The 21,719-nt window shown below is 40.2% G+C and carries 22 protein-coding genes and 1 pseudogene; 12 read left to right on the top strand and 11 right to left on the bottom strand.

The genetic code is table 11. From position 1 onward, the window contains the following. Nucleotides 1-254: 254 nt before the first annotated feature. The 6 genes from IQ244_RS29505 to IQ244_RS29530 form a co-directional block, all read right to left on the bottom strand. Entirely contained in the window at nucleotides 255-1,319 is a 1,065-nt protein-coding gene (locus tag IQ244_RS29505) for a hypothetical protein (RefSeq protein ID WP_193900242.1), read from the bottom strand. A gap of 178 nt (nucleotides 1,320-1,497) precedes the next feature. Further along, nucleotides 1,498-1,686 (bottom strand): hypothetical protein, encoded by a 189-nt coding sequence (locus IQ244_RS29510; protein ID WP_193900243.1) that lies wholly within the window; start codon nucleotides 1,684-1,686, stop codon nucleotides 1,498-1,500. 1 nt (nucleotide 1,687) lies between these two features. Further along, the gene (locus IQ244_RS29515; protein ID WP_193900244.1) at nucleotides 1,688-1,948 is read right to left on the bottom strand and encodes a hypothetical protein; all 261 of its coding nucleotides are present in this window, start codon (nucleotides 1,946-1,948) and stop codon (nucleotides 1,688-1,690) included. Nucleotides 1,949-2,382: 434 nt separating this feature from the next. Continuing rightward, nucleotides 2,383-2,658 (bottom strand): hypothetical protein, encoded by a 276-nt coding sequence (locus tag IQ244_RS29520; protein ID WP_193900245.1) that lies wholly within the window; start codon nucleotides 2,656-2,658, stop codon nucleotides 2,383-2,385. Nucleotides 2,659-2,818: 160 nt separating this feature from the next. Next, the gene (locus IQ244_RS29525; protein ID WP_193900246.1) at nucleotides 2,819-3,112 is read right to left on the bottom strand and encodes a hypothetical protein; all 294 of its coding nucleotides are present in this window, start codon (nucleotides 3,110-3,112) and stop codon (nucleotides 2,819-2,821) included. A 47-nt stretch (nucleotides 3,113-3,159) separates the two neighbouring features. Next, nucleotides 3,160-3,777: a Uma2 family endonuclease gene (locus IQ244_RS29530; RefSeq protein WP_193900247.1), complete on the bottom strand. Its 618-nt coding sequence runs from the start codon at nucleotides 3,775-3,777 to the stop codon at nucleotides 3,160-3,162. 258 nt (nucleotides 3,778-4,035) lie between these two features. Here IQ244_RS29530 and IQ244_RS29535 point away from each other — a divergent pair, with 258 nt between their 5' ends. Next, on the top strand, nucleotides 4,036-4,356 hold the full coding sequence (locus IQ244_RS29535) for a hypothetical protein (RefSeq protein ID WP_193900248.1): 321 nt from the start codon (nucleotides 4,036-4,038) through the stop codon (nucleotides 4,354-4,356). A gap of 48 nt (nucleotides 4,357-4,404) precedes the next feature. Here the strand turns inward: IQ244_RS29535 and IQ244_RS29540 are convergent, their stop codons facing one another. From IQ244_RS29540 to IQ244_RS29555, 4 genes are all read right to left on the bottom strand, one after another. Further along, nucleotides 4,405-4,629 (bottom strand): hypothetical protein, encoded by a 225-nt coding sequence (locus IQ244_RS29540; protein ID WP_193900249.1) that lies wholly within the window; start codon nucleotides 4,627-4,629, stop codon nucleotides 4,405-4,407. A 17-nt stretch (nucleotides 4,630-4,646) separates the two neighbouring features. After that, nucleotides 4,647-4,862, bottom strand: coding sequence for a hypothetical protein (locus tag IQ244_RS29545; RefSeq protein ID WP_193900250.1), 216 nt, complete (start codon nucleotides 4,860-4,862; stop codon nucleotides 4,647-4,649). Nucleotides 4,863-5,545: 683 nt separating this feature from the next. Next, entirely contained in the window at nucleotides 5,546-6,067 is a 522-nt protein-coding gene (locus IQ244_RS29550) for a hypothetical protein (protein WP_228059231.1), read from the bottom strand. A 129-nt stretch (nucleotides 6,068-6,196) separates the two neighbouring features. Further along, nucleotides 6,197-6,448 carry a hypothetical protein gene (locus IQ244_RS29555; RefSeq protein WP_193900252.1) on the bottom strand — a complete coding sequence of 84 codons (252 nt, stop codon included), beginning with the start codon at nucleotides 6,446-6,448 and terminating at the stop codon, nucleotides 6,197-6,199. A gap of 465 nt (nucleotides 6,449-6,913) precedes the next feature. Here IQ244_RS29555 and IQ244_RS29560 point away from each other — a divergent pair, with 465 nt between their 5' ends. The 9 genes from IQ244_RS29560 (at nucleotide 6,914) to IQ244_RS29600 (ending at nucleotide 18,333) form a co-directional block, all read left to right on the top strand. Continuing rightward, nucleotides 6,914-7,168, top strand: a complete 255-nt coding sequence (locus IQ244_RS29560) for a hypothetical protein (protein WP_228059232.1) — start codon at nucleotides 6,914-6,916, stop codon at nucleotides 7,166-7,168. A gap of 190 nt (nucleotides 7,169-7,358) precedes the next feature. Continuing rightward, nucleotides 7,359-8,186, top strand: coding sequence for a hypothetical protein (locus tag IQ244_RS29565; RefSeq protein WP_193900253.1), 828 nt, complete (start codon nucleotides 7,359-7,361; stop codon nucleotides 8,184-8,186). A 287-nt stretch (nucleotides 8,187-8,473) separates the two neighbouring features. After that, the gene (locus tag IQ244_RS29570; protein ID WP_193900254.1) at nucleotides 8,474-9,136 is read left to right on the top strand and encodes a hypothetical protein; all 663 of its coding nucleotides are present in this window, start codon (nucleotides 8,474-8,476) and stop codon (nucleotides 9,134-9,136) included. Nucleotides 9,137-9,239: 103 nt separating this feature from the next. After that, entirely contained in the window at nucleotides 9,240-10,031 is a 792-nt protein-coding gene (locus IQ244_RS29575) for a BRO family protein (RefSeq protein WP_193900265.1), read from the top strand. Between the two features lie 15 nt (nucleotides 10,032-10,046). Then, on the top strand, nucleotides 10,047-10,202 hold the full coding sequence (locus IQ244_RS29580) for a hypothetical protein (RefSeq protein WP_193900255.1): 156 nt from the start codon (nucleotides 10,047-10,049) through the stop codon (nucleotides 10,200-10,202). Continuing rightward, nucleotides 10,199-10,723 (top strand): hypothetical protein, encoded by a 525-nt coding sequence (locus IQ244_RS29585; RefSeq protein WP_193900256.1) that lies wholly within the window; start codon nucleotides 10,199-10,201, stop codon nucleotides 10,721-10,723. Before IQ244_RS29580 ends, IQ244_RS29585 begins: the two co-directional genes overlap by 4 nt. Continuing rightward, nucleotides 10,720-11,712, top strand: coding sequence for an ArsR family transcriptional regulator (locus tag IQ244_RS29590; RefSeq protein WP_193900267.1), 993 nt, complete (start codon nucleotides 10,720-10,722; stop codon nucleotides 11,710-11,712). The genes IQ244_RS29585 and IQ244_RS29590 overlap by 4 nt, the downstream gene beginning before the upstream one ends. 671 nt (nucleotides 11,713-12,383) lie before the next feature. Further along, nucleotides 12,384-17,543, top strand: a complete 5,160-nt coding sequence (locus tag IQ244_RS29595; protein WP_193900257.1) for a putative Ig domain-containing protein — start codon at nucleotides 12,384-12,386, stop codon at nucleotides 17,541-17,543. 127 nt (nucleotides 17,544-17,670) lie between these two features. Then, entirely contained in the window at nucleotides 17,671-18,333 is a 663-nt protein-coding gene (locus tag IQ244_RS29600; protein ID WP_193900258.1) for a PEP-CTERM sorting domain-containing protein, read from the top strand. A 116-nt stretch (nucleotides 18,334-18,449) separates the two neighbouring features. Here the strand turns inward: IQ244_RS29600 and IQ244_RS29605 are convergent. Continuing rightward, nucleotides 18,450-18,905 (bottom strand): annotated as a pseudogene (locus IQ244_RS29605) (type I restriction-modification enzyme R subunit C-terminal domain-containing protein); the annotation flags it as partial. 430 nt (nucleotides 18,906-19,335) lie between these two features. Here IQ244_RS29605 and IQ244_RS29610 point away from each other — a divergent pair. Together IQ244_RS29610 and IQ244_RS29615 are read left to right on the top strand one after the other, a co-directional pair. Beyond that, nucleotides 19,336-19,686: a hypothetical protein gene (locus IQ244_RS29610; RefSeq protein WP_193900259.1), complete on the top strand. Its 351-nt coding sequence runs from the start codon at nucleotides 19,336-19,338 to the stop codon at nucleotides 19,684-19,686. A 16-nt stretch (nucleotides 19,687-19,702) separates the two neighbouring features. Then, on the top strand, nucleotides 19,703-21,718 hold the full coding sequence (locus IQ244_RS29615; protein WP_193900260.1) for a hypothetical protein: 2,016 nt from the start codon (nucleotides 19,703-19,705) through the stop codon (nucleotides 21,716-21,718). Nucleotide 21,719: the final 1 nt, after the last annotated feature.

Below are 21,719 nucleotides of genomic sequence, written 5' to 3' on the forward strand. Positions count from 1 at the left end.
ACTGGGCGGCTCAAGTTTTTGGTCAATCCATGCTCTCGAAAAGAAGAATTTTGTTTTCTGTCTCAACTGGCGACACAGAAATTGCATGATAAATTTTGAGGGTTTCTCCAACAAAATCAACACCCTAGTTGCAATGCTTCGATTAAACAGGCTTGGTCTTTAAATTTGACTGCGATTTTAGAAAAGTGTGACATATTTTGATTGGTATGATTTTCAACAGCGATGTCCCCACAATTAGGAACATCGCTTTTTATTTAACGGAACTTAAACGCACTAACAGTAGCAACCGTCAGCCCAACGTCAGAACTCGCAAGTTGTTGCAGATTGCGCTGCTCGTCCAGCAATTTAGAACGAATATCGTCCATCTTTTGCTGAAGTTGCGATCGCCCTTCACCACCCAGATTCTTATCAACAATTGCTGGATCATCCACAATGGAATTCAAATGCTCCATCATTGACTGCAAACTACCACCAGCTTCGGGACTAGCATTCGCCAACAGCACTTGCACCTTCTGGAGATGTTTTTGCATTTTTTGTTTGAAGCGTACAGGCTTTCGCCCTGGTTCCCAGTCTGCCAACTCTTCCAGCAACTGCGCGGCGAGTTGTTCACCACCAGCTACAGCCGCTTCCTTAAGTCGTTGCTCCAGATTTTGGTCGTACTGTTGAATGAATTGAGTGATTTGGTTCAAACATTCGGCTTGTTGTTGGTTCAACTGTTCCGACAATGCCGGGATGATCACGGGGCGACCGATGACGACTTGCAAATAGTCTTCCAACTCGCTCAAATCCGGGAAAGCTTTCAGCAAATTAGCTTTGACTTCCTCCTGACGCTCACAGGATAATTCCCAAGTTTGCAGCGAAATGAAACTATTGATTCGCTCTTGATAATCCGTTAGCCCTTGCTCATACTCGTTTTTAAGTCCAGCACGTAATGTTGGAGCAATCACATCCCGAATGTTTAATAACTGGCTCCACACTAAGGGAGCTAAATCAATCGGGCAGATCCAATCGCCATTATCACTGGTCATCCACTCCTGCACACTGGCAATTTCAGACCTCAATTGTCCAGCAGCTTCATCAAGTGCTTTGAATACCTTAATGCCCTTCAAGCCAACTTCGGAAGATTTTACCTTCAGCAAGTCTGACTCTTCTTCGCCTTGGGCTGTCAAAACATCAGTCCACTTAGGGGCATTTGATTTAGTAGTCTTTTTGAGTTTGATTGTCAAGCGAATACGGGTTTTATTTAATTTAGAAAAGTCGAGTCTTTGAATTACAGCATCGTGCAAGAATGTTTCGGTATGTGCAATTGCTTGTACCATTTTTCATTACCTATTACTAACAGTTTTCTCTCAATCATCAGCGAAGCGCATCAACAATTCGCAAATCGCAAATCGCAATTCGCAATTGAAAAAGAATTCATGAATTAAAAAGTAAACTCTGTTCACTGACGGATGTATTCTCACTAAGAAGTAAAGCTTTCTTAATCCCAGAACAAACTTACACAAGAACCCAGTAAGTTCTTTCTTTGCGAACCATCCGCGACTGTCCGTTAACCCTGGTTCTTCCTACTGGTTGGCTGTTTTTAATGTATTGGATATCTCGAACAGCCCGATAAACTATTTGGCTGGAATTTCCCCTCTGTACTTTAATGGGATATTTAACAACAGGTGGTTTGTGAATAGACATATTACAGCAATCCTATCTGCACTACAATTTGTTCGTTCGGCTGTTCATAAGTCATCCCTTCGACTTCCTGACATCTAATACCTAACTTTGTAGAATTCAAGGAAATTTCAGATGACTTTCGTTGCTTGGGTAGAGGTGCAAATACATACTTGCTATTCTTGCCACTGCCTTCTGTTCGCACATATCTGTATTGCACACAATCAATCAGATAAACTTTCGATTGACTCAGTATTTTCGGTTCAAAAACAGGATTCAGTTTCATTGTTTATTCTCCAGTTCCAAATAGTAACCATTTTTTGAATTCAAAATGCAAAATTCAAAATTCAAAATGAAGAATCAGGAAGATTTTGGAATTTATTAATTCTGGGTACAAACCTCTATTAATTTCTTTAATTTTGAATTTTGAATTAATAATTTTGAATTCCCCGAAGGGGTTGACCTTGGCTATATCCTTGGTTATCAAATCTTGAATCACAGTCTGGCTAAAAGTTAGCTCTGATAATCTCGCCTTTCCGCCTCTGTTTTTAAGAAACAACAGACAGGCATTGGAATTATCAGCAGACTTAAAAGTGCTGGTTTTGGTTTTCATATTTTTGATAGTTGCAAATTGTTTGATGTGGGAATTCAGGAGTTATGAGATTAAGAACTCCCGAATTTTGAGATTAGCTGTAAACGTTGGAAATGTGCAAAGCAACATCAAGCAGCAGAACGTCTGGAAATATCATTAGCTTTGTCAGCAGCAATTTTAGGCTTGACTTCACCAAACGGCGTTTTAATCTGTAGCGGCGTTTTCAACTGTTCCTGAAGAATGGCTAATTGATTGAGATGCTCATCAATTTCAGCTAGAATGTCCTCTTCAGATTCTTGGGGTGAAAGCTGTTGAATTTCGTTCTCGCTCAGGTAAACTATATCTTTGCTGGTCTTATCCGGTAGCAACCCATACTGCCAACCAAAACAATTCGCAATTTGCAATGGGCTAACGCCCCGCCCCGCTCCGCTAACGCAATTCGCAGTTACAATTCTAGTAGCTTAAACTCACCACTGAATTTTAAAATTAAGTGAGGCTTGTTGTAACCGTTAATTGTTAGTTAAGCAATTAAGAGATTTCTTGGAAATAAGTCGATGGGAAAAATCAAACTATGTAAGAAAGATTAACCAAGCTTAAATCCTCTCCCTCCTGCTTTATCCTGACAATTGCACAATCACTCTGAGCAACTTTCTCCAGTAATTTCATTGAGTGCTTTTCGATTTGAGTTGCTTGCTTTGAGAAGAACAGAACAATTCCTCGGCGTTCCTCATCAGCTATTAAACCACTAAGTGCTACATTACCCAATGGGGAAAGCAGGTATTCAAGATAATGTTCAACAAATTGACTATAGAATCTTTGGGTCATCCTTTGATAAGTTGTTAATTCATTTTCTCTCAAAAAATACTCAAAAACTACTGTTTTGGAAGTGGAGTAAGTGTTTTTAATTAAGGTTCTCCCAACGCAGCCCCAAAAATTTGTTCGGCAGTCAAACTTAACTCTGGAAAAGTCAGTGATTCAATCTGATCACTGCCGTGAAACTGAGTGATTTGATATTCACCTTCAATTAGCTTGTAAACTGATATTGTTGGCTGTTTAGGGCTACCAATAAACCGCTTTCCACCCAAAGCTGCATAGTCAACAATCCAATATTCAAGAATCCCCATTTCCTCATATTCAGCAAACTTTAAGAAATAGTCATCACGCCAGTTAGTACTGACTACTTCCACGATTAATGGAATTGATTCTGCGTGAGAAACAGTAGATGACTTTTTCCAAAGTGGTTCATTTACTAAATTCGGAAGATTTAGTACTAAAACATCAGGAATGTAACCGGATTTTTTATCTACAGCTTTCACTAATGCTTGGCTAGGAATTGTATAAGCCATGTTCCGAGAGCGAATTTCAAAGTTAAGTTCTCTAATTAAAAATGCTCTTACCAATTCATGGTCGCCTGTCGGTTGCATTTCAACTATGACTCCTTTGTGTAATTCATATCGACCATTTTCTGGTTTCCATTCGATAAATTCTTCAAAAGTTACTGGCTCGACTAAAGGTTCAAACATGATCTGCTTTTCCTTAATAGTTGATTAACTCACCTTTTTGTAGCCCCTATTTATATTTTATGCTGCGGGAGATAGGATGTTTTTATCGCTCATTTGGTGCTGATTTCTTATACTATTTTTTTATTCTATGCTGCAATCACTTTTTACTAACTAGAGTATCACTACTTACATTGAGATAGTTGCAGCCGATACTTCCCCCGCATTTCTCATCCTGATTCTGTAACCCATGCTGATCGCTGGAAATAATCGTGTAAACTAATGTGTACTGTTCCAGTAATTGAAGTTGTGTTTATGACCTTCCAAGAACTTCAAACAGGCGACTACTTCCGCATCTCAGGGATAACCACCCCTTACGTTTACCGAAAAACCAGCGATGACTCCTGCACATTAAATGATACTTTGCAGCCGATTCGTTCTCATACGATGGTGAAAAAGCTCACTGGGACATCCCTGATTGAATTTCTAGGACAACAGCAACCGGACTCTCAACCAAAACGTAAACCCACAGTTCGGTTGAAATCCCGACCTGTTCCTAGCAGAGAAAAGGTGGGCAGCACAAAATATGGCATGATCAATTAACTACTAATTTCGTTTTCTGGGCAAGCACTTTCCATGTGCCTGCCCTTTTTACACAAGAACATTCGTTACTAGGATTGAGCCAACAGACCCACAATTATCAACTAAAGCCCCACACAAATCAGCCGACTTCACCCCAACCACCCCCAGCTGAATCTCCCTAGCCAATCCATTGATGAGCGATTGAAAGTCGGGGTGATGCTCGTCAATTTCTAGCTCTAGCAAGTTTGGGGTTTGTGACGTGATTGTTGCCCACGGGGGGAGATTTAGAGACACATCTTTCAAGTAGAATTTCAAATTTGCACTCCCTGATCAGTAGTATTTTCCACAAACGGTTCAATACAGTCCATCGCTTCACCCAGATAATGCAGTACATCACCTAAGTGAGTTTTCATTTCGGGGTCAACATCATTGCGATTGGACAGCGCCAGCCATTGGGCATCTTGAGCGATCGCCTGAAGTTGGATGTAGCAACTATTGAATGTCTTAAGTATTTTGCTCGGTTCCATATTTCACGCTCCTTGGACAATTCCAGGAAAAATCCCAAAATAGCTAACAGATACTCAGAAAATAGGATTAGCAGCAGCATTAGGACGGAAGCAGAAAACACTAGACACAGCACATCACCATCAAGTAAGCTGCTAGTGCATCCATCTAGATGAACGGCTAATACTCCTAGCCATTCACACTCTTTGGTAGTAGTTAACCCAACTCAGATTTATTAACAAGTAGGCAACTATCCCTGGTTACGAGTGCTAAAGTCTGCCATTTACTAAATCTGAGCCTTCCCTAAGCCACAGCCCCCACACGCTCCGCGGTTGCCTTTCTGATGACACCAGCCGCTTGCATGAACTCATCTAATGCGATCGCAGCAGTCAAAGGCTCCTGATGCTGAATGTTGTCTACAGCGTTTGACCAGTGCGTTAAATGTTCGAAAAGCAGACCCAGCATTGAATCGCTTTTATACGCTCGATAAACCCTGGGACACGCACCTCTGCAATAGACCAGCTTGTAGCCAGGAATCTTAAGTAACTCTGCACTGGGATGTGTCGGTGGCAAAAGAATTCTGTCTTCGGAGTCAACGTCTGGGTAAGCCGAATCATGTATTGTATGATGTGTCATGATAAACAAAATGTTTTGATGTCAGTATTTGGGCGATCGCATAGAGAACCTGCAATCGCCTTTTTCCGAACTACGCCGCCAAATCCTGCACTGGCTCGTATTCTTGCAGCATCCGCCATTCATCGGGTAACAGTTCACCAAAGGGCTTGTCTAACAAATCCAAAGAACTGCTCTTGACTTCCGGTTGATGGGCTAGAGTTTGCACAAAGCAGGGAATACCGTCTCTGTAGACTATTTCAACTAGCCGAATGTCGTTGTAGTAAATGCCATCATCTAGCAGTTCGTAACCCAAGTTCTCGCAAGCTTCGGCAACTCGTACCATCATCTCATTCCCCGTTGTAGCGGCTGGGGTTTCTTCTTTTCGTACTGGCAAAGTGCCTTTTTTGTAGTGCCAAGAAATATCGTCAAAAGACTTCTGCCACCAAGCACGACGGAATACTTCTTGGTTGTTCACCTCGACTACCCAAGGTTGCGTTAGATCATTGTGATCATAAGTGATTCGGGCGATGAGCTTTTGTCCGTCGTAAATCTCGTGGTTGTAGAAGTCGATTTCGACTGACCGCAGTTGCTCTGTTGTTGTTGCGTATGTCATGATAGTAATTCCTTTGATGGATAGAAAGGCGATCGCAATTGTTTGGTAGACGGAGCGATCGCCTTTTGATTTTGGATATGAATTACGTTGTGGGGAGCCACAACGCACTCAATGAAATTTAGCGAAGCTTTAAATACGAACTATCTTTGTCCTGCCCATCTGATAATCTCGCTCGACTGAAGCACTGAGAGAACCATTCCAAAATGTCTCTAGAGAATTAGAGGTTCTGGCTTGAGCAACCACTATGCTGTCTTGGAAATTTCTGATTTCTTCAATCAAAAGGCGTTTTTCAGCCCACAAATCGCATCGCTCTAATTCTTCGGGAGTTAGAGCTAATTGTTCTAACTCTGTTGGATGAATATCAACGAAATCAAAGTCCATTTTTCTAAGCTCATACAAATGAACGCGAGAAATGCGATTGCATTCTCAACGATGACTAGCGAAGCTTTTAAACAGGCGAGAAGTGCAATTGTCTCCCACAAGGGGCAATCAGACTTCTTTTGATTTGGCGAAACTGGCACAGATATTAGTGAATATCCTTTGATTGCATTGCCAGGAACTCTTTACCCACTCAACAGAGCTTGTGCTATACCCCAGCAATCATGTCTCTGGACTATGTTTTGTTGGTTTTAACTTAATTGGCTTTAAGCACCGCTTTATTTACTAAGAGGCGGGTACTTGCTTCCTCTCTTAATTATTAGAATAACTTTAAAGCGTCAACGTGTCAACATTAAAGATTTAAAGCTTTAATGCGTTGACGTATTAAATTCCTAAAGTTATACTCTTTATATTGCACAACACGTTGATATGCTGATACACCAGCACGTTAATCAGAATATGCTTAGTATGTTCGAGCATATTCCGATCCAAAAAATGGCGAGTTACGTTGATCTTTCAAAATTTTGGACTGATGATAAAAACCTGACTATTCAAAAAGCCCATGAAATGACAGGAATTGACAAGCGCACGCTGTCAGTTGCTAAGAGAGGATTTTTGGATCGATGCCAAATTGAAACATTAATCAAGCTTCAAGCTTTTGCTTCTGAGCTTGCAGGTAGAAAGGTTTCACTAGAGGAAATGGTTCGGACTGAAGGCTCGTAGTTTGATACTAAAACTGTAATTCCTTCGTTATGCCATTCTTAAATTCTTTACTATCGATTCGTTTATGAGCTTAACTTACCAAGCACAGTAAAACAGATAGTTTATCATCAGGTCAAAATTTAGCTATAAGCGATCGCCTCCCGCCAAGAAGTACGATCGCCGCAACTAACCCCAGCTTTAAGGACTAGCCATGTCTAACTTATCAGTCTTCCAGACACTTCGCCAAGACAACCCCGACTTATTTACCGCAGCCGGGCTGTCTGCTCTTTTGGGAGACTGTCTGTGTGTTAAATATCCCGAACATCACAAATTTACCTACCCATCATTGCTGAATCTAGATGTTTACCTTGCACTGGCAGAAATAGACAACAGTATTCAACATCAAAAAATTATCCACCTGATCATGGCAAACCCCAATGCTTGGCCAGCCATTGTTAAATCAGGCAGAAAATCTGACCCTAATTCAGGTAAATTATTTTACGCCGACTACGGTGCTTGGCTATTTCTCTACTACCGCATTAGAGACAAGGTTTATCAACTCCAGAAAAACCTTAACATTTCAGGAGTTAGCCAACGGCATATTTCCATCCGTGATCGCTTGTTTTCTTTCCCAAAAGAAGAGGCTTTGGTGCTTATGCTACACAGCGATGCCTGCGGCAACATCAAAGACGAACGCACTATACTGCAAAATGCAGTCCCCGAAATTACCAACTACTTCCTGAAACTTGTAGAGATTTCACCTGCATACAACCTGTTTTTGGTAGGCGAGAACAATAAAAAAATCCCGACTACAGCCGTAGAAGTTGAAAAAGCGGCATCAAAAGCAGTGAAGGCAGAAATTGATTCCCAATCTTACAACTGGAAAAAAATCAGTCCCAAACGCGGGGAAAGTGAACCTATTGATCTGCTTGACCCTGACGAAATTCATTTGTGTCTTCATCTGGATTGGGATAATAACGAAGTCCTCTTCTTTGAAGCTCATCACCCAGATAAAAGTCGATGTCCTTGGGCAAATTAAAAACACCGCAGCGATTTGGCGCAACAGTTCTGCCAAAAAAATAACGGGCATCAGTTTTATAACCATTAGCCACAGTCCACTACTGGTTACTTAACTAATACTCGTACAGAAAAACACAACATTGATCATATTAAAAAGATTAATAATTGATGGTTAATAAAAATCTAATTTGCGGTTAATAGCAGGTTAGTAAATTTATTCCACCCTCAAATACAGCAAATTTTCACTTAATTATCTACACCACGATTGTTAGAAATCAGAACCCGATAAATCGAACAGAGGTTTAGATGACTACCACAACACTATTGATACCAGAAACTGTTACCCGTCACCCTCTCAACTTCTACGAGTCTCCTTCGTGGTTCACTACAGAACTACTGCGTCAGGTAAAATTATCTGGGACTATTGGCGAACCGTGTGTAGGGATGGGCGCGATATCTTCTCTACTAGAAGCATGGCCGCACACAAAATCTATTTGGACTAACGATATTGACCTCAATAAACAGGCTCACTTTCACTTAGATGCTACCGATGCCCAATCTTGGCAAGTATTCCCTGATTGCGATTGGGTTTGTACTAATCCGCCTTATGCTCAATTTGCTGCACCGATTATCAAAAATGCTTATACCAAAGCACGTATAGGCGTTGCCGCATTTCTATTGACCAGTTTCTTGGAACCTTGTGATGATCGGGCTGATTTTTTAGAACAGCATCCGCCTTCACTGGTTTTAATTCTGCCCCGCTTTTGCTTTAGGAAAGACAAACGGGGTACTCGCTGGGCTACCGACAACATCACTATTTCCTGCTTTGTTTGGGATAAATGCACTACAGGGCAAACCATTATCGTGCGTCCTAAATCTAAAATCCTTGGTTTTTACAAAAACCCTGAACAAGCTATTACTCCTCAACAAGCTTTGAGTATCGTTAGTGCGATCGCTCAAGATTACTAAGCATTTATTACTAGTCAATACATTTTAGTTGCAGAGGTTCAACCTACCTGACGGCATAGTTGCAATGCCGCGACAGTTCCATGCGTCAAAAACAGGAGAAAGTATGGACGCGATTATCAACAGTGAAAGCCATCCCAGCCCTTTTGACCAAATTAAACATACTGATAGCGATGGTTCTGAATATTGGCTGGCTCGTGAACTAATGCCCATCTTGGGATATCAGCAGTGGCGACGGCTAGAAGATGCCATAGATAGAGCTATCACTGCTTGTAAAAATATTGGTCAACAGAGCAAGAATCACTTTTTGCCATTGCCGGCAAAAAGTACCGGAGGCAGACCCAGAGACGATTTCAGGCTCAGTCGTTATGGCTGCTATCTGACAGCAATGAACGGTGACTCGCGCAAACCAGAAATCGCCGCAGCACAAAATTACTTTGCGGTAAAAACCCGTGAAGCAGAGTTAGCCCCACAAAACTCAGAACTACTCGCCCAACTCTGGAAGAAACTCGAACAGCAAAACAAGGTAATCGAAGAACAAGGCAAGGCGATCGCAGACCTTCAAACCCAAATCCAAAACCTACTGCCCCCATCAGCCGACTTCATGCCCCCCGGTTGGGATGCCGAAGTTTGGCAGAAGCTTCCTTCGCAAGACAAACGACACTTTAGGTTTTTATACCGCCGCCGCAACTTTCGACCATCCCAGGAGAATCAACCATTAGCTCTTCCTGCGGCCACTGTTGAGCAGGTGAAGGAACGTCAACGGGCTGAGGTTGAACAGTTGGTTGGTGAAGTGTCGCCCGAAGAGAAACAGCAGTTTCAGGCAGCGAAGCTCCAAAAGCTTAGAGAGTTTTGGTCGCAAGCTTCAGACGAAGAACAGAAAGAAATGCCATTTTAAATATTGGGTAAAAATATGAGCAGTAAACTAATTACGCCAGAATCCCCTCTGCTGGTTCCGCCATTACTGGCAGCAGAGATTGGTTTAGAAGATATCGCTAGAACAAAAGTAGCAGTTAGAAGCAGAAAAATAAGGGCTATTGACGAGAAGAAACAGGAGAAAGAGTCGTGAATTTGATTAACTCTAACCCATTCAATATCAATTCTGAACAGTCATATTTGGTTGTGCATCCTAGATATGCAGAAATAGCTAAAGATGCCATTTCTGGGGTAATTATAGGTGGCTATCATTACGATTATCTTGATAAGCAAAAACTTCCTTCACTCACTGTTCATGGGATTTACATTTATCTTGGAGGCATAAAGCCGAAGCGTACTGTTAAACAAATATTAGAGAAATTTACTAAAGACGGATGGTTGAATAAAACAGAATTATCTGCACATGAAGCTAAAAAATTAATTACTGCCAAACAACCCCAAGACCTTTTGTGTGGGCAGTTAGTCTGTGAATGGTGCAAAGCAAAAACATTAATACTTGACAGACATCATTATCCTGTTCCTAAATCCAAAGGTGGAGACAAAATAGTTAATATTTGTCCTAATTGCCATCAAGAATTTCATCAGCTAGTCAGAACGGCTTCCTATCATCCATCAGACAAGTTAATCCAGTTTTTTAGGAGCGTGATGATATGAGCAAACTCCTAATTGATGGTCAGCACGCACTCTATTCTCCCGCACTTGCATCTCAAATCGGACGTAGTGCGGCCACTGTTTTACAGCAAGCCCATTACTGGATGAGTATCAAAGGCGGTAAAACAATTGATGGCGTGAAATGGTTTTGGAAAACCTATCCACAATGGGCAGCAGAATTGTCTTTGTCTGTTAGTACCGTCAGAAGAGCGATCGCACTCCTGAAATCATTGGGGTTAATAACAATAGAAAAACTGTCTGCCAAAACTTATTACCAAGCGAACTGGTACACCGTTAACACCCAAGCTGTACAGCTATTCCTCAATGAACACATGGATATGCCTATAATGCAACCATCTATGTGTTCACAACAAGCAGATGATATCAAAGAGTTCACCCCTGAAAAGTTCTCTTCACAACAACACGCTGCTGCTGAGAAAGAAAAAAATGAAGGGGAAGAAAGCCAAATCTCGGACAATGAACCCGAATCGGTTTGTTTAACTTCCCAGCCAGAGCAACTCCAAATCACTCGCTTCGTTGATGAACAAGAACAGGATGACTCAACTAACGACAAAGACCCTCATGAAGACGAACTTTCCGGGGTGGAGACTAAAGCTGATTTTAGTGTGTCTAAGCAGGAAATTGCGGAGATTTGTAACGAGTTGAGGCGTTTGCGGATCAATCCTCAGCCTTGTTTGGGCGTGATCAAGAAGCATTGGGAGAATGTGCAAGGTGCGATCACTAGGGTGAAGGATGCGATCGCTGAAGGTTGGTGTGACAACCCGACTGGACTGTTTATTAACTCGTGTAAGAGTGGGGCTAAGGGGAAAAATACTGTGACCGCAGATGTTAGTGCTTGGTTTGAGTGGGCGCGAAGGGAGAGAATTGTGTTGGCGATGTCGGGTAATGTGGTTTATACGGTCGATGGGGCTGCTGTTGAGTTGCGGGAGATGATGCGGCGGTTTCCGGTTGGGGGATTATTGAGAGTATGAATCTTAATAGCTTGTGAAGCTATGGGGAAGATTTGGCGGATTGGCTAGTGAGGCGCTCGCTTTTTAGTTACAAAAATGCGATCGCCTAAACTCAAAAATTAGCGATCGCTGCTAAGTCGGGAGGGTGTGATCGCATACCGTAAGTAATCCTATTCAATTGTGAAAGCTGCGAGTAGCGACTGCCTAATTGCTGGCATTTTCTAAAGAAGAGACAGTAAAAACTGCGATTATTATTTATTCATCGTATAAAAAACACTTAAATTTTCCCTTGCTCAAAGATATAAAGTTTACGTAAAAATACTACGTTGAATTTACAAACAATGATATTGTTTGTTGAAATGAGCTTTAGCTGTTTTATAAATACATTGGTGACGGACATTTTGTTAATGGCCGTAGCTTTTTGTGTCTACCTTTATTTTTGTCTGTAGATTTTGAGTTCCCTATTAAGTGGATTAATTTGCTATTTGAACTTAAAAAAGCTGGTTAATCTCCATAAGGTTAATAACATCATATTTGTTGACTTTCAAGATTCAAAAGCAAAGAAAGTTGAGGCGTTTGGTATTGCTTGCGATCGCCGCAATCAATCCAGGCTTTTGAAAATATGCCAAAGATGAGCAATTCTCTCTGATTTTTTGATTAACCTTGGTTTTTTAAATTAGAAATTCAGAATTATGAATAATACTTACATCCTTCATAATAATCTAGTTGTCGAATCTCCCTTGAGTGTCAAACCCACTATATTAGTAGCCCTAGAACAAGCTCTGGTTTTAGTACAAGAAAGATTACAAGCTTTTGCTAATGAATCAGAATTTGCTCAAAAGATAGCAATAGCTTTTGGGGAAGGGAATGAAGTTGATTCTTTAAGGATGGCGTGGTCAATAGACGATTTTAGTGATTTTCCTAAGATCGAGATTCGCCATGCAGCAGATATCAATGGAGCGAATGGAGCTTTTGCAGCAGTTAAAAATAAAATTTATCTGTCACAAGAGTTTATTACAAATCATCAGGACGATATAAAATCTATAACTCGTGTTATTTTAGAAGAGTTTGGTCATTGGATTGATAATCAAATTAATACTAAAGATTCCCCTGGTGATGAAGGTGATATTTTTGCAAGATTAGCATTAGGGGATAATTTAACTGAATTTGAAGCAAGTAATTTAAAGCAAGAGGATGATGTAGTAACAGTTATTTTGGATAATCAATCAATTCAGATAGAACAAGCAACTACAACATCTTATAATCCTTTTTATAAATATGAAATAATTGCAAAAACAGGTGATAAAGGGATACAGAAAATTGAGAATAGAGTATCTATCAATGACCTAGGAAAAGTTGCTTTTGTTGGAGATCTCAATACAAGTGTTTTTGGCTTAAATGGGATTTTTGTTGGGGATTCTGTTGACGGTTCAGTAACCTTAACTGATATTGCTCCAGCCGCAGAACAAACTAACCGCCAATTTGGTACAGCAGTACAAATCAATAATAACAATCAAGTAATTGGAAGCTGGCGAGAAGCTTCGGGTATTTCAGCTTTATATTTGTTTAATTCTAATACTACTAATAGTAGTTCATTAATTGCAATTGGTGGTGGATTTCGGACAGGTTTTTCTTACCCATTCAACTATTACGGTATTTTACCTATCAATAGCGTTAATAATAAAGGCAATAGCGTTTTTGTTGCGTATGATAAAGTTACTAATTTTGATATTTTTAGTGGACAACTGATTTTTGATCTCGGAGATCGAAATCTAGTTACTGCATCAAATCCTCCCTCACCTTTATTTAATAAGCGACTTTTGCCTGGCTCGACTACAGTTTCTACAGTAATTGCAGACGATGGAAATGTTTTAGTTTCTGAATCTATTAATGGATCTCGTCAAATAAATTTATACAATAATGCTCTGAATAAGGTACAGATAATAGCAGGAACAAGCAACGATTTTAGTCAGATCGGAAGAAGCCCTGGTATTAGCGATGATGGTAAAGTAATTATATTCTCTGGTAATAAGATTAATCAATTAGGCATTTTCGCTAGTTTTTCAACTCAAAACCTTTGGAAAAATGTTAATATTGTTACCCAAACAACAACAACAGCAGGAGATGGTTTTCTAGCTCCAGGAGAAAGCTGGTCTGATACCAATAATAACAGGGTAGTTGATGTAGGGGAAGATATTGGTTTCGGTACATTTCAAAATACAATAGACAGTAGTATCGGGATTAGTTCTGGGTTAATAGCTGTATATATTGCAACTGATCAAGCTGGTAATAAAGGACTATACTCTAGCAGATTAACATGGGAAGATGCAAACAAGAATGATGAATTAGATGGAAGTGAATCTTTATTTGTTATAGGTAATCCAACTCCAATCATTAGGGTAGGAGATACGCTTTCTGGATTGTCAGGTCAAATTAGCGATGTTGATCTTTACGACCCCATAAATAACAAGGATCAGGTTGCTTTTTATGTCAAAACTACTGCTAATCAAGAAGCTGTCATCAGAACAGATGCACAGCGTCAATTTCTACAACTAATTGATGAGCAAATTCTTAGGACAGTAGGTATACCTCAAACGCAAATCAACCAGTATCTACCACTATTAACGAAATACGCTCCTAATTTTGGAATAACTTCTGCTCGAACAATACAAGCTTTTATTGCACAAACTGCTCATGAATCAGGAAATTTTAGACTGAGTAGAGAACTTTGGGGGCCAACACCAGCTCAATTAAGGTATGAGGGGCGAACCGATTTGGGTAATACACAGCCAGGAGATGGTTTTAGATTCCGAGGGCGTGGATTAATTCAAATTACAGGCAGAACTAACTATACGAGGGTAAACAACTTACTTCCAAGTTTAGGTTTTGGGGATATCAATATTGTTAACAATCCTGATTTATTAGCAACCGATCCAGCCCTAAGTGTAATAGCTTCTTTGTGGTATTGGAAATATAACGGAATTCCAGGATACGCTCCAGGCGGCGATATCAATCCCTTAGCGGAGAATAATAATTTTAGACAGGTAACACGAGCCATAAATGGTGGTTTCAATGGTTACGAAGACCGACTCAATAAATACATAAAGGCTAAAAACGCTTATCAACTACTAGATTTTTACAATACTTCTGGTACAGACCAACAGATTGGGACACCTTATGCTGATGACTTCTTTGGTGCAGGTGGAAATGATGAACTGAGAGGAAACGCTGGTAATGACTACTTAAATGGTGGTTCTGGTAACGATTCTATTTATGGTGGAGATGACCACGATGATTTATTTGGTGGAGTTGGGAATGACACACTTTACGGTGGTGATGGAAATGATTATGTAGATGGTGGTGAGGGAAATGATACTCTCTACGGCGATGCTGGCAATGATGTTCTTTATGGCGGCGATGGTGATGATATTCTTTATGGTGATAGAAATGATGCCCTAATTGGTGGAAATGGGAATGACCAACTCATTGGTAATGCACAGATCAGAATTCAAAATTTTAGATTTGCTGCAACATTCGCTAACAATATAAATGCGACACAGACAGCAGAAGATGATCAGGGAATCTTTCTTTTTGGTGGTTTAGGTGATGATACATATACTCTAGATGCTGAAACCGCCGCAGGTAGCCAAATTCAAGATGAAGACGGTAACGGAACGCTAATTATTTCAGATTTGACTATTACTTCAGTTCCGTTAACTGCTGGTGTGACGGGACTAGGAAGAGTCGGTTCTAGATTGGTAATAGATATCAACCAAGATGGTTTAGTTGATCCCAACAATGACCTCACCGTCCTGAATTTCTTCGACGCTTCTGAAAATACTCAAGGAACCGGCTTCCTCAGAGGTATCGGTGGCTTGACTGGTACCGAAATTCTCAATCTGGATCTTCCTTCTTTACCAGAACTTATTGCTCAAGATGACATTGCTACTACTGAAGTCAACACTCCCATCACAGTTAATGTATTGGCAAATGATGCTAATTTTGATAATAATTTTCTTGCTATTGTTTCCTATGATTTGACGACCTCGGCTGGTGGGACTATTACTCTAGATGATAGTGATACTCCTGATGACCCTACTGATGACCAACTAGTATACACTCCCGCAACAGGTTTTCAAGGCACTGATACATTCACTTATGAAGTTAGTAGTCAGATTGATGTTACTAATGCTACCGTAACTATAAATGTTAACTCTTTAAGCAACACTCCACCCGAAGCTTTTAACGACATCACTACAATTCAGGAAGATACTTCGGTAAACATTAATGTTCTTACTAACGATATAGACGCAAATAATGATGTTCTCACCTTAAATCTTGCCACAAATCCAACAAATGGTACTGCTGTTATCAATAACAGCGGTACACCCGCCAACCCTAGCGACGACTTTATTACCTATACCCCGAACCCTAACTTCAACGGGACAGACATTTTTACCTATACTATCAGTGATGGGACAGACACTAGTACTGCTACCGTTACTGTTATTGTTGATCCAGTTAACGATACACCTACCTTAGTAAATATTATTCCACCTCAAGTCTCTACCGAAGATACAGCTTTTACCTTCACTATCCCAGAAAACACTTTTGCTGATGTAGATGCTGGCGACATTCTCAACTATTCTGCAACATTAGAAGATGGTAATCAATTACCAGATTGGCTGACCTTCGATATAGTAACTCGTACCTTTAGCGGTACACCTAATAACAGTGAAGTTGGTACTATCAACATTAAAGTTACCGCTACTGATAATTCTGGGGCAAGCATCAATGATGTCTTTACTTTGACAGTAGCTAATACTAATGATGCACCAATATTAGGGACTGCGATCGCTGATCAATCCGCAACCGAAGATACAGCCTTTAGCTTTACCATTCCCCCAAATACCTTCAGTGATGTAGATGCAGGCGACATCCTCACTTACTCCACTACTTTAGACAACGGTAATGCCTTACCAAGTTGGCTGCTCTTTGATGCAACCACTCGTACATTTAGCGGTACTCCTGCTAATGCCAATGTGGGTACGCTAAACATCAAAGTCACTGCTACTGACAACTCTGGGGCAAATGTCAGTGATGTCTTCACTTTGAGCGTCGCTAATACTAATGATGCACCAATATTAGAGAGTGCGATCGCTGATCAAACTGCAACTGAAGATGCAGCGTTTAGCTTTACTATCCCTGCAAATACCTTTAATGACGTTGATACAGGCGATAGCCTTACCTACTCTGTAACTTTAGAAAATGGTGCCGTTTTACCAAACTGGTTAAGCTTCAACGCCACTACCCGCACATTTAACGGTACACCAACTAACAGCGAAGTTGGTTCACTCAACATTCAAGTAACAGCAAGTGATAATTCTGGAGCAAGTATTAGTGATGTCTTCAACTTAACAGTCACGAATAATCCTATTAGTCAGCCAAAGGAAATTACTGGTACATCAGGACGTGATGTTTTAATTGGCACTGGTAACAGCGATCGCATCATTGGTTTACAAGGTGCAGATACACTGACAGGCGGCAGCGGTAATGATGAATTTGTCTACACTAGCATCCGCGATCGTGGTGACACAATTACAGATTTTGAGGTCGGCAAAGATAATATTGTCTTGACTCAACTGCTCGATAGCCTAGTCACAGGAGGCTATAACGGCACTAATGCCATAGCCGACGGTTACGTGAAAGTTGTACAGGGTATTACTGCCAACAACTTCAGTGTGCAAATCGATGCTGATGGCCCCGCAGGTAACGACATCTTCCGACCATTTATCACAGTGAACGTAGCTGGTACTGGCTCTCTTAATAACCCCAACAATTTTGTATTTTAGAGCTTAATCCTTAGCCATTCTTGTATGAAATGGGATGGCTAGGGATTACTTACATTCAGTCTTCCAAACTAATAGCTACTAAGCTGTTTATTCACCAAACTTGTTCATAAATTTGTAGGAGTTTTATATGTTGAATGCAACTTTTATCAAACTAAAAATTCAAAAAGTAATAGTTTTTAGCGTTTTGAGCTTGAGCAGTTTTACCATTGTCTCCCCATCTTTTGCTGCTAGTCTTGATTTTAGTAGTTGGGACAAATCAGGTGATGTTGTTGCAGTTCCCAACCAAGCAACACTAACCAATGCTTTGGCTGATGGCAGTGATGATGCTAACAACTATAATCTTTCCAGTAGTGACCCTACTTACATTAGCGACTTAGAAACTTTCTTAGCTCTCAATCCAGGTGATCTTGGTCTTGATGCCACCGAAGGTTCTGCCATTAAAACAGCTTTAAATGTCCTGGCTGGGGATGTTCTCAGATTTGACTATTCATCTTTAACTTATGATACTGTCTCCAGTGATCGCGCTTTTGTCACCATTAGCAACTCAATCATCCCATTAAGTGGAAGTTCCCCTTTTAGCTATACATTTGCCACATCTGGCATCTACAACATTGGTATTGGTGTTGTCGATGTGGATGATTTTGTCGGCTCATCAATATTGTCGTTAACAAATGCTTCATTAACAAATGCCAACTCTCAACCAGTTCCCGAACCTTTGACTATTCTTGGTTCTATTTTGGCTGGTGGCTTTGGAATTGCATTAAAGAAAAAACAAATCAAGAAAGTTTAACATAATAGGATTACCTAAAAGAAACGCTTGCTTGGAGATGTTTACAGCTTCAATCTAACAAGCGTTTCTTTGTTGTTGAAAAATATTAAGCAGTACAATCGCTCCCCCACCAGCCCTCACGCGACCCCAACAGCTTCGTTGAAAGACCGGACAATAGAAACAATCCCGTCAGCATCATCAGCCCCGAAAACCCCATCCAATCCTTCATAGTGCAGATCGGTGAATGGCGGCTCATAAAGTAAACCCGCATCCATCACACCGTTTTGGGTCAGGTAATCAATGATGGTTTCTACAAAACGAATCTGAGTAGCATTGAAACTACTGCCCTCCAAATATTTCCCAAATGCCTGTTTTGCTGCATTCCTGTCCAAACCAACCAACTGACGAATGAACAGCTTGAGGTTGAGGTTTTTCCCGCAGACTTCCTCAAACCTCTCCCGGCTTTCGACTGCTTCGGCGTTGAACAGCAATTCTTCTAAAGATGTTAAATCGGCATCAGTTAAAGGAATGTTACGTTTGAGTTTGGCGATCGCTATATAGTTCTCATGCTCCCGGATGTACGCCTCTACTTTCTTGCGGTACTGGTAAGGACTAAAACCTGTTTGTTTCTAATGTGGTAAAACTTGCTAGAGATATTTTGGAAACCTAGAAAAATCGTTTTTGATTTTCTTTCGTGCAAACGCAATTAAGCCTTTCGTTTCACCTCTCAAGTTAGTTTTGCCGTTCTAGGTTTGTTTTGTGAGTACGTCAGTCTCGACAATCTCCCCTAGCTCATCCTCAAAGTTGGTGTAGACAATCTGCTGTTCTTGAGGCTCGACAAATTTTAACTCATTAGCAGCAAGTATATCCTGCCATTAGCTAAGACATATACTCAAAGTCACGTTGCAGTCTATATCAACTTTTGCACTCCTTCGCAGATACTTACTGAATTTGTTCAAATATATTCTTGAAAATGGGAAAAATAAACCTGTTGAAGCTCAAAAAATCAGGGTAAACGAATTGATGGATGAAACAGATGAACTGTTATACCCCTCTGTTGAGAAGTTGGTTATGGAGATTGTGGCAGTTAATCATGCTTGGAAAGTAGCTTGTGAACTATTTGGGCAAGATTCCCCTATATCTATTTCTTCGCGGGATTTAAAAACTTCACTACAGATTTGTTTGCTACGAAGCTATGCACCAGAACAGGTTTATCTCATTGAGGATAAGGAAGCAGAGGGTGAACAGCTGTATAGCTTATGCCTCAGAACACCGATAGGGGAACGATTGTATGCAGAACATCTGCCCATACGGATAGCTCAAGAAGTTTTTGCAAATCAAGAATTAGAACGATTCAAAAAGATACCAAGATAAATAAAAAGGGTGCAACATGGATATAGCAACAGTTTGGGACATAATTTGGGATAATGATCCGTTCCATTGGGCAACTGCTTTTGTGTTGGTAGTCGCAATTATTGTTGAACTTTACACGTTATGGCAGTATTGGTGTTCAGAGTGTGGGATGACAGAAGCATCTATTAAGCTTTTGGATAATTTGAAAAAAGGGAAAAAGGTAAATTTAGGCAAAGTTAGCAATTGGTTAAAAGAGCATTTAGGAACCGATAATGAAAGCATAATTAAGCAAAAAGCTCAAAATGATGGTAAATTTGTAATCATAAAATACCCATCTGTTCTAACACAACCAATACCTCGATCTTCCTTACGCTTTGTTATAACCTTGTGTACTGCTATAGGCGTTTTAGGAACATTTTACGGTATACAACAGGGACTTCAAGGAATTAATTTATCTACAGAAAATCCCAAAGAACTGATGAATGCCAGTAAAGAGCTACTGGAAGGAATGAAAACAGCTTTCTCTACTTCTTTAATGGGGCTTGGTTCTGGTAGTTTATTTACTTTAATATTGTTTGGATGTGATTCGCTAAAACAAAAACGGCGTGATAGTTTGCGTCAGAAGTTAAAGGCGATCGCAACTTCAAAAACGACAGATAACACTAACCTTGAAGTAGCAGAAGCGCTTAATCTTGTAGCGAAAAACTTGACTGGGATAAAGCATCTAAATGCGGAAGATATTGGTCAAGCTGTGAGTAAAGGCATAGCAGAACAGTTCTCTGGATTAAATCAATTATCAGCCCAAGCTATTGGACTAGCTGTGCGTCAGCAAATATTTCCAGCCTTAGAAGCAATTTTCCAAGAGCAGAAACAACTGCGCGAACTCCAAGAAAATCAAGGGCAAAGAGTTTTAGAAGAACTGATCAAAGATATGCGAGTTCAGGTACTTGAACCCATAGCAGATAGATTAGATAAAAGTGCAGAGTTAACTCAACAAGCGTCTGAAGCTGTTCTGACACTACATAGGGAATTGGGTGGCATATCTCAAAGTTTGGCGAGTTCTATTTTAACAATTCAGAACTTTCAAAAAGAAACTTTAGTAGAACTCAAAGTATTCGCTGATCATCTAGGATACACGCTCAATCAATTTCAAACAGATACAAAAGGTGTTTTGCAACAAACAGCACAAGAAATTAATCGAGCCGTAGAGCAAAGTATCCAAGGAATGGCAGCACAACGAAGTGCTTTTGAAGAAAGTGCGGTACAAGCTGCTGCTACCTTTCGAGGAATTCGAGAGGAATTGCAAACAGCATTACAAGAACGTGCAGCAGTAGAACAGCAGATACTTCAAGCTACTCGAACCGGAATTATCCATATTCTGACTCAAGCAAATACAGCCTTTCGTGAACAAGCTAATACTTTAAGCTCTGTAGGTGAACAAGCTTCTGGATTGATTAATAATGCAAGAAATAATCTTTTGACTACTTTAGAAAATATTGATACAACACTGACAGCCACTCGTCAAACAGTAGAAGATGATTTGACAAAATTTAGAAACGAATATCAAACAAATCTACAGATGTTTTTTCAACAACAAAATAATTTACTTGAAGGAACACTAGGCAAACAACGAGATGGATTATCTACGGTTGTGAATAATCTTGATAAAGTCTTCCGAGAAGAATCTCAAAGACGTAGTAACTTGGCTCAAGAAGTAGATAAAAGTATGATTAAAGTTCAAGTATCTGTTGAGCAAATTAATAAATTAGTTAGTGCTGCTGGATTAAATGATGCACAAAGGCTAATACAAATAGAAAAACTTGCCAGTAACATTGGTCAGCAAATACAAATAGTAGATAATTCATACAGAAATCTAACGCAAAAATTTGATGATAGCCTTCAGGTTTGGCGTAGTCATCTTGAGATTTCTATGCAAAGAAGTGTGGACTCACAACTAAACTTTTTCCAACAAGCTGATACTTCTATGGCTAGAGTTTGCAGTGATTTACTTAAAACAGCAGAAGTTTTAGTAGCAGCTAATAAAAAGTATTAAA

This window comes from Nostoc sp. LEGE 06077, from assembly GCF_015207705.1.
Classification (GTDB): Bacteria; Cyanobacteriota; Cyanobacteriia; order Cyanobacteriales; family Nostocaceae; genus Nostoc_B.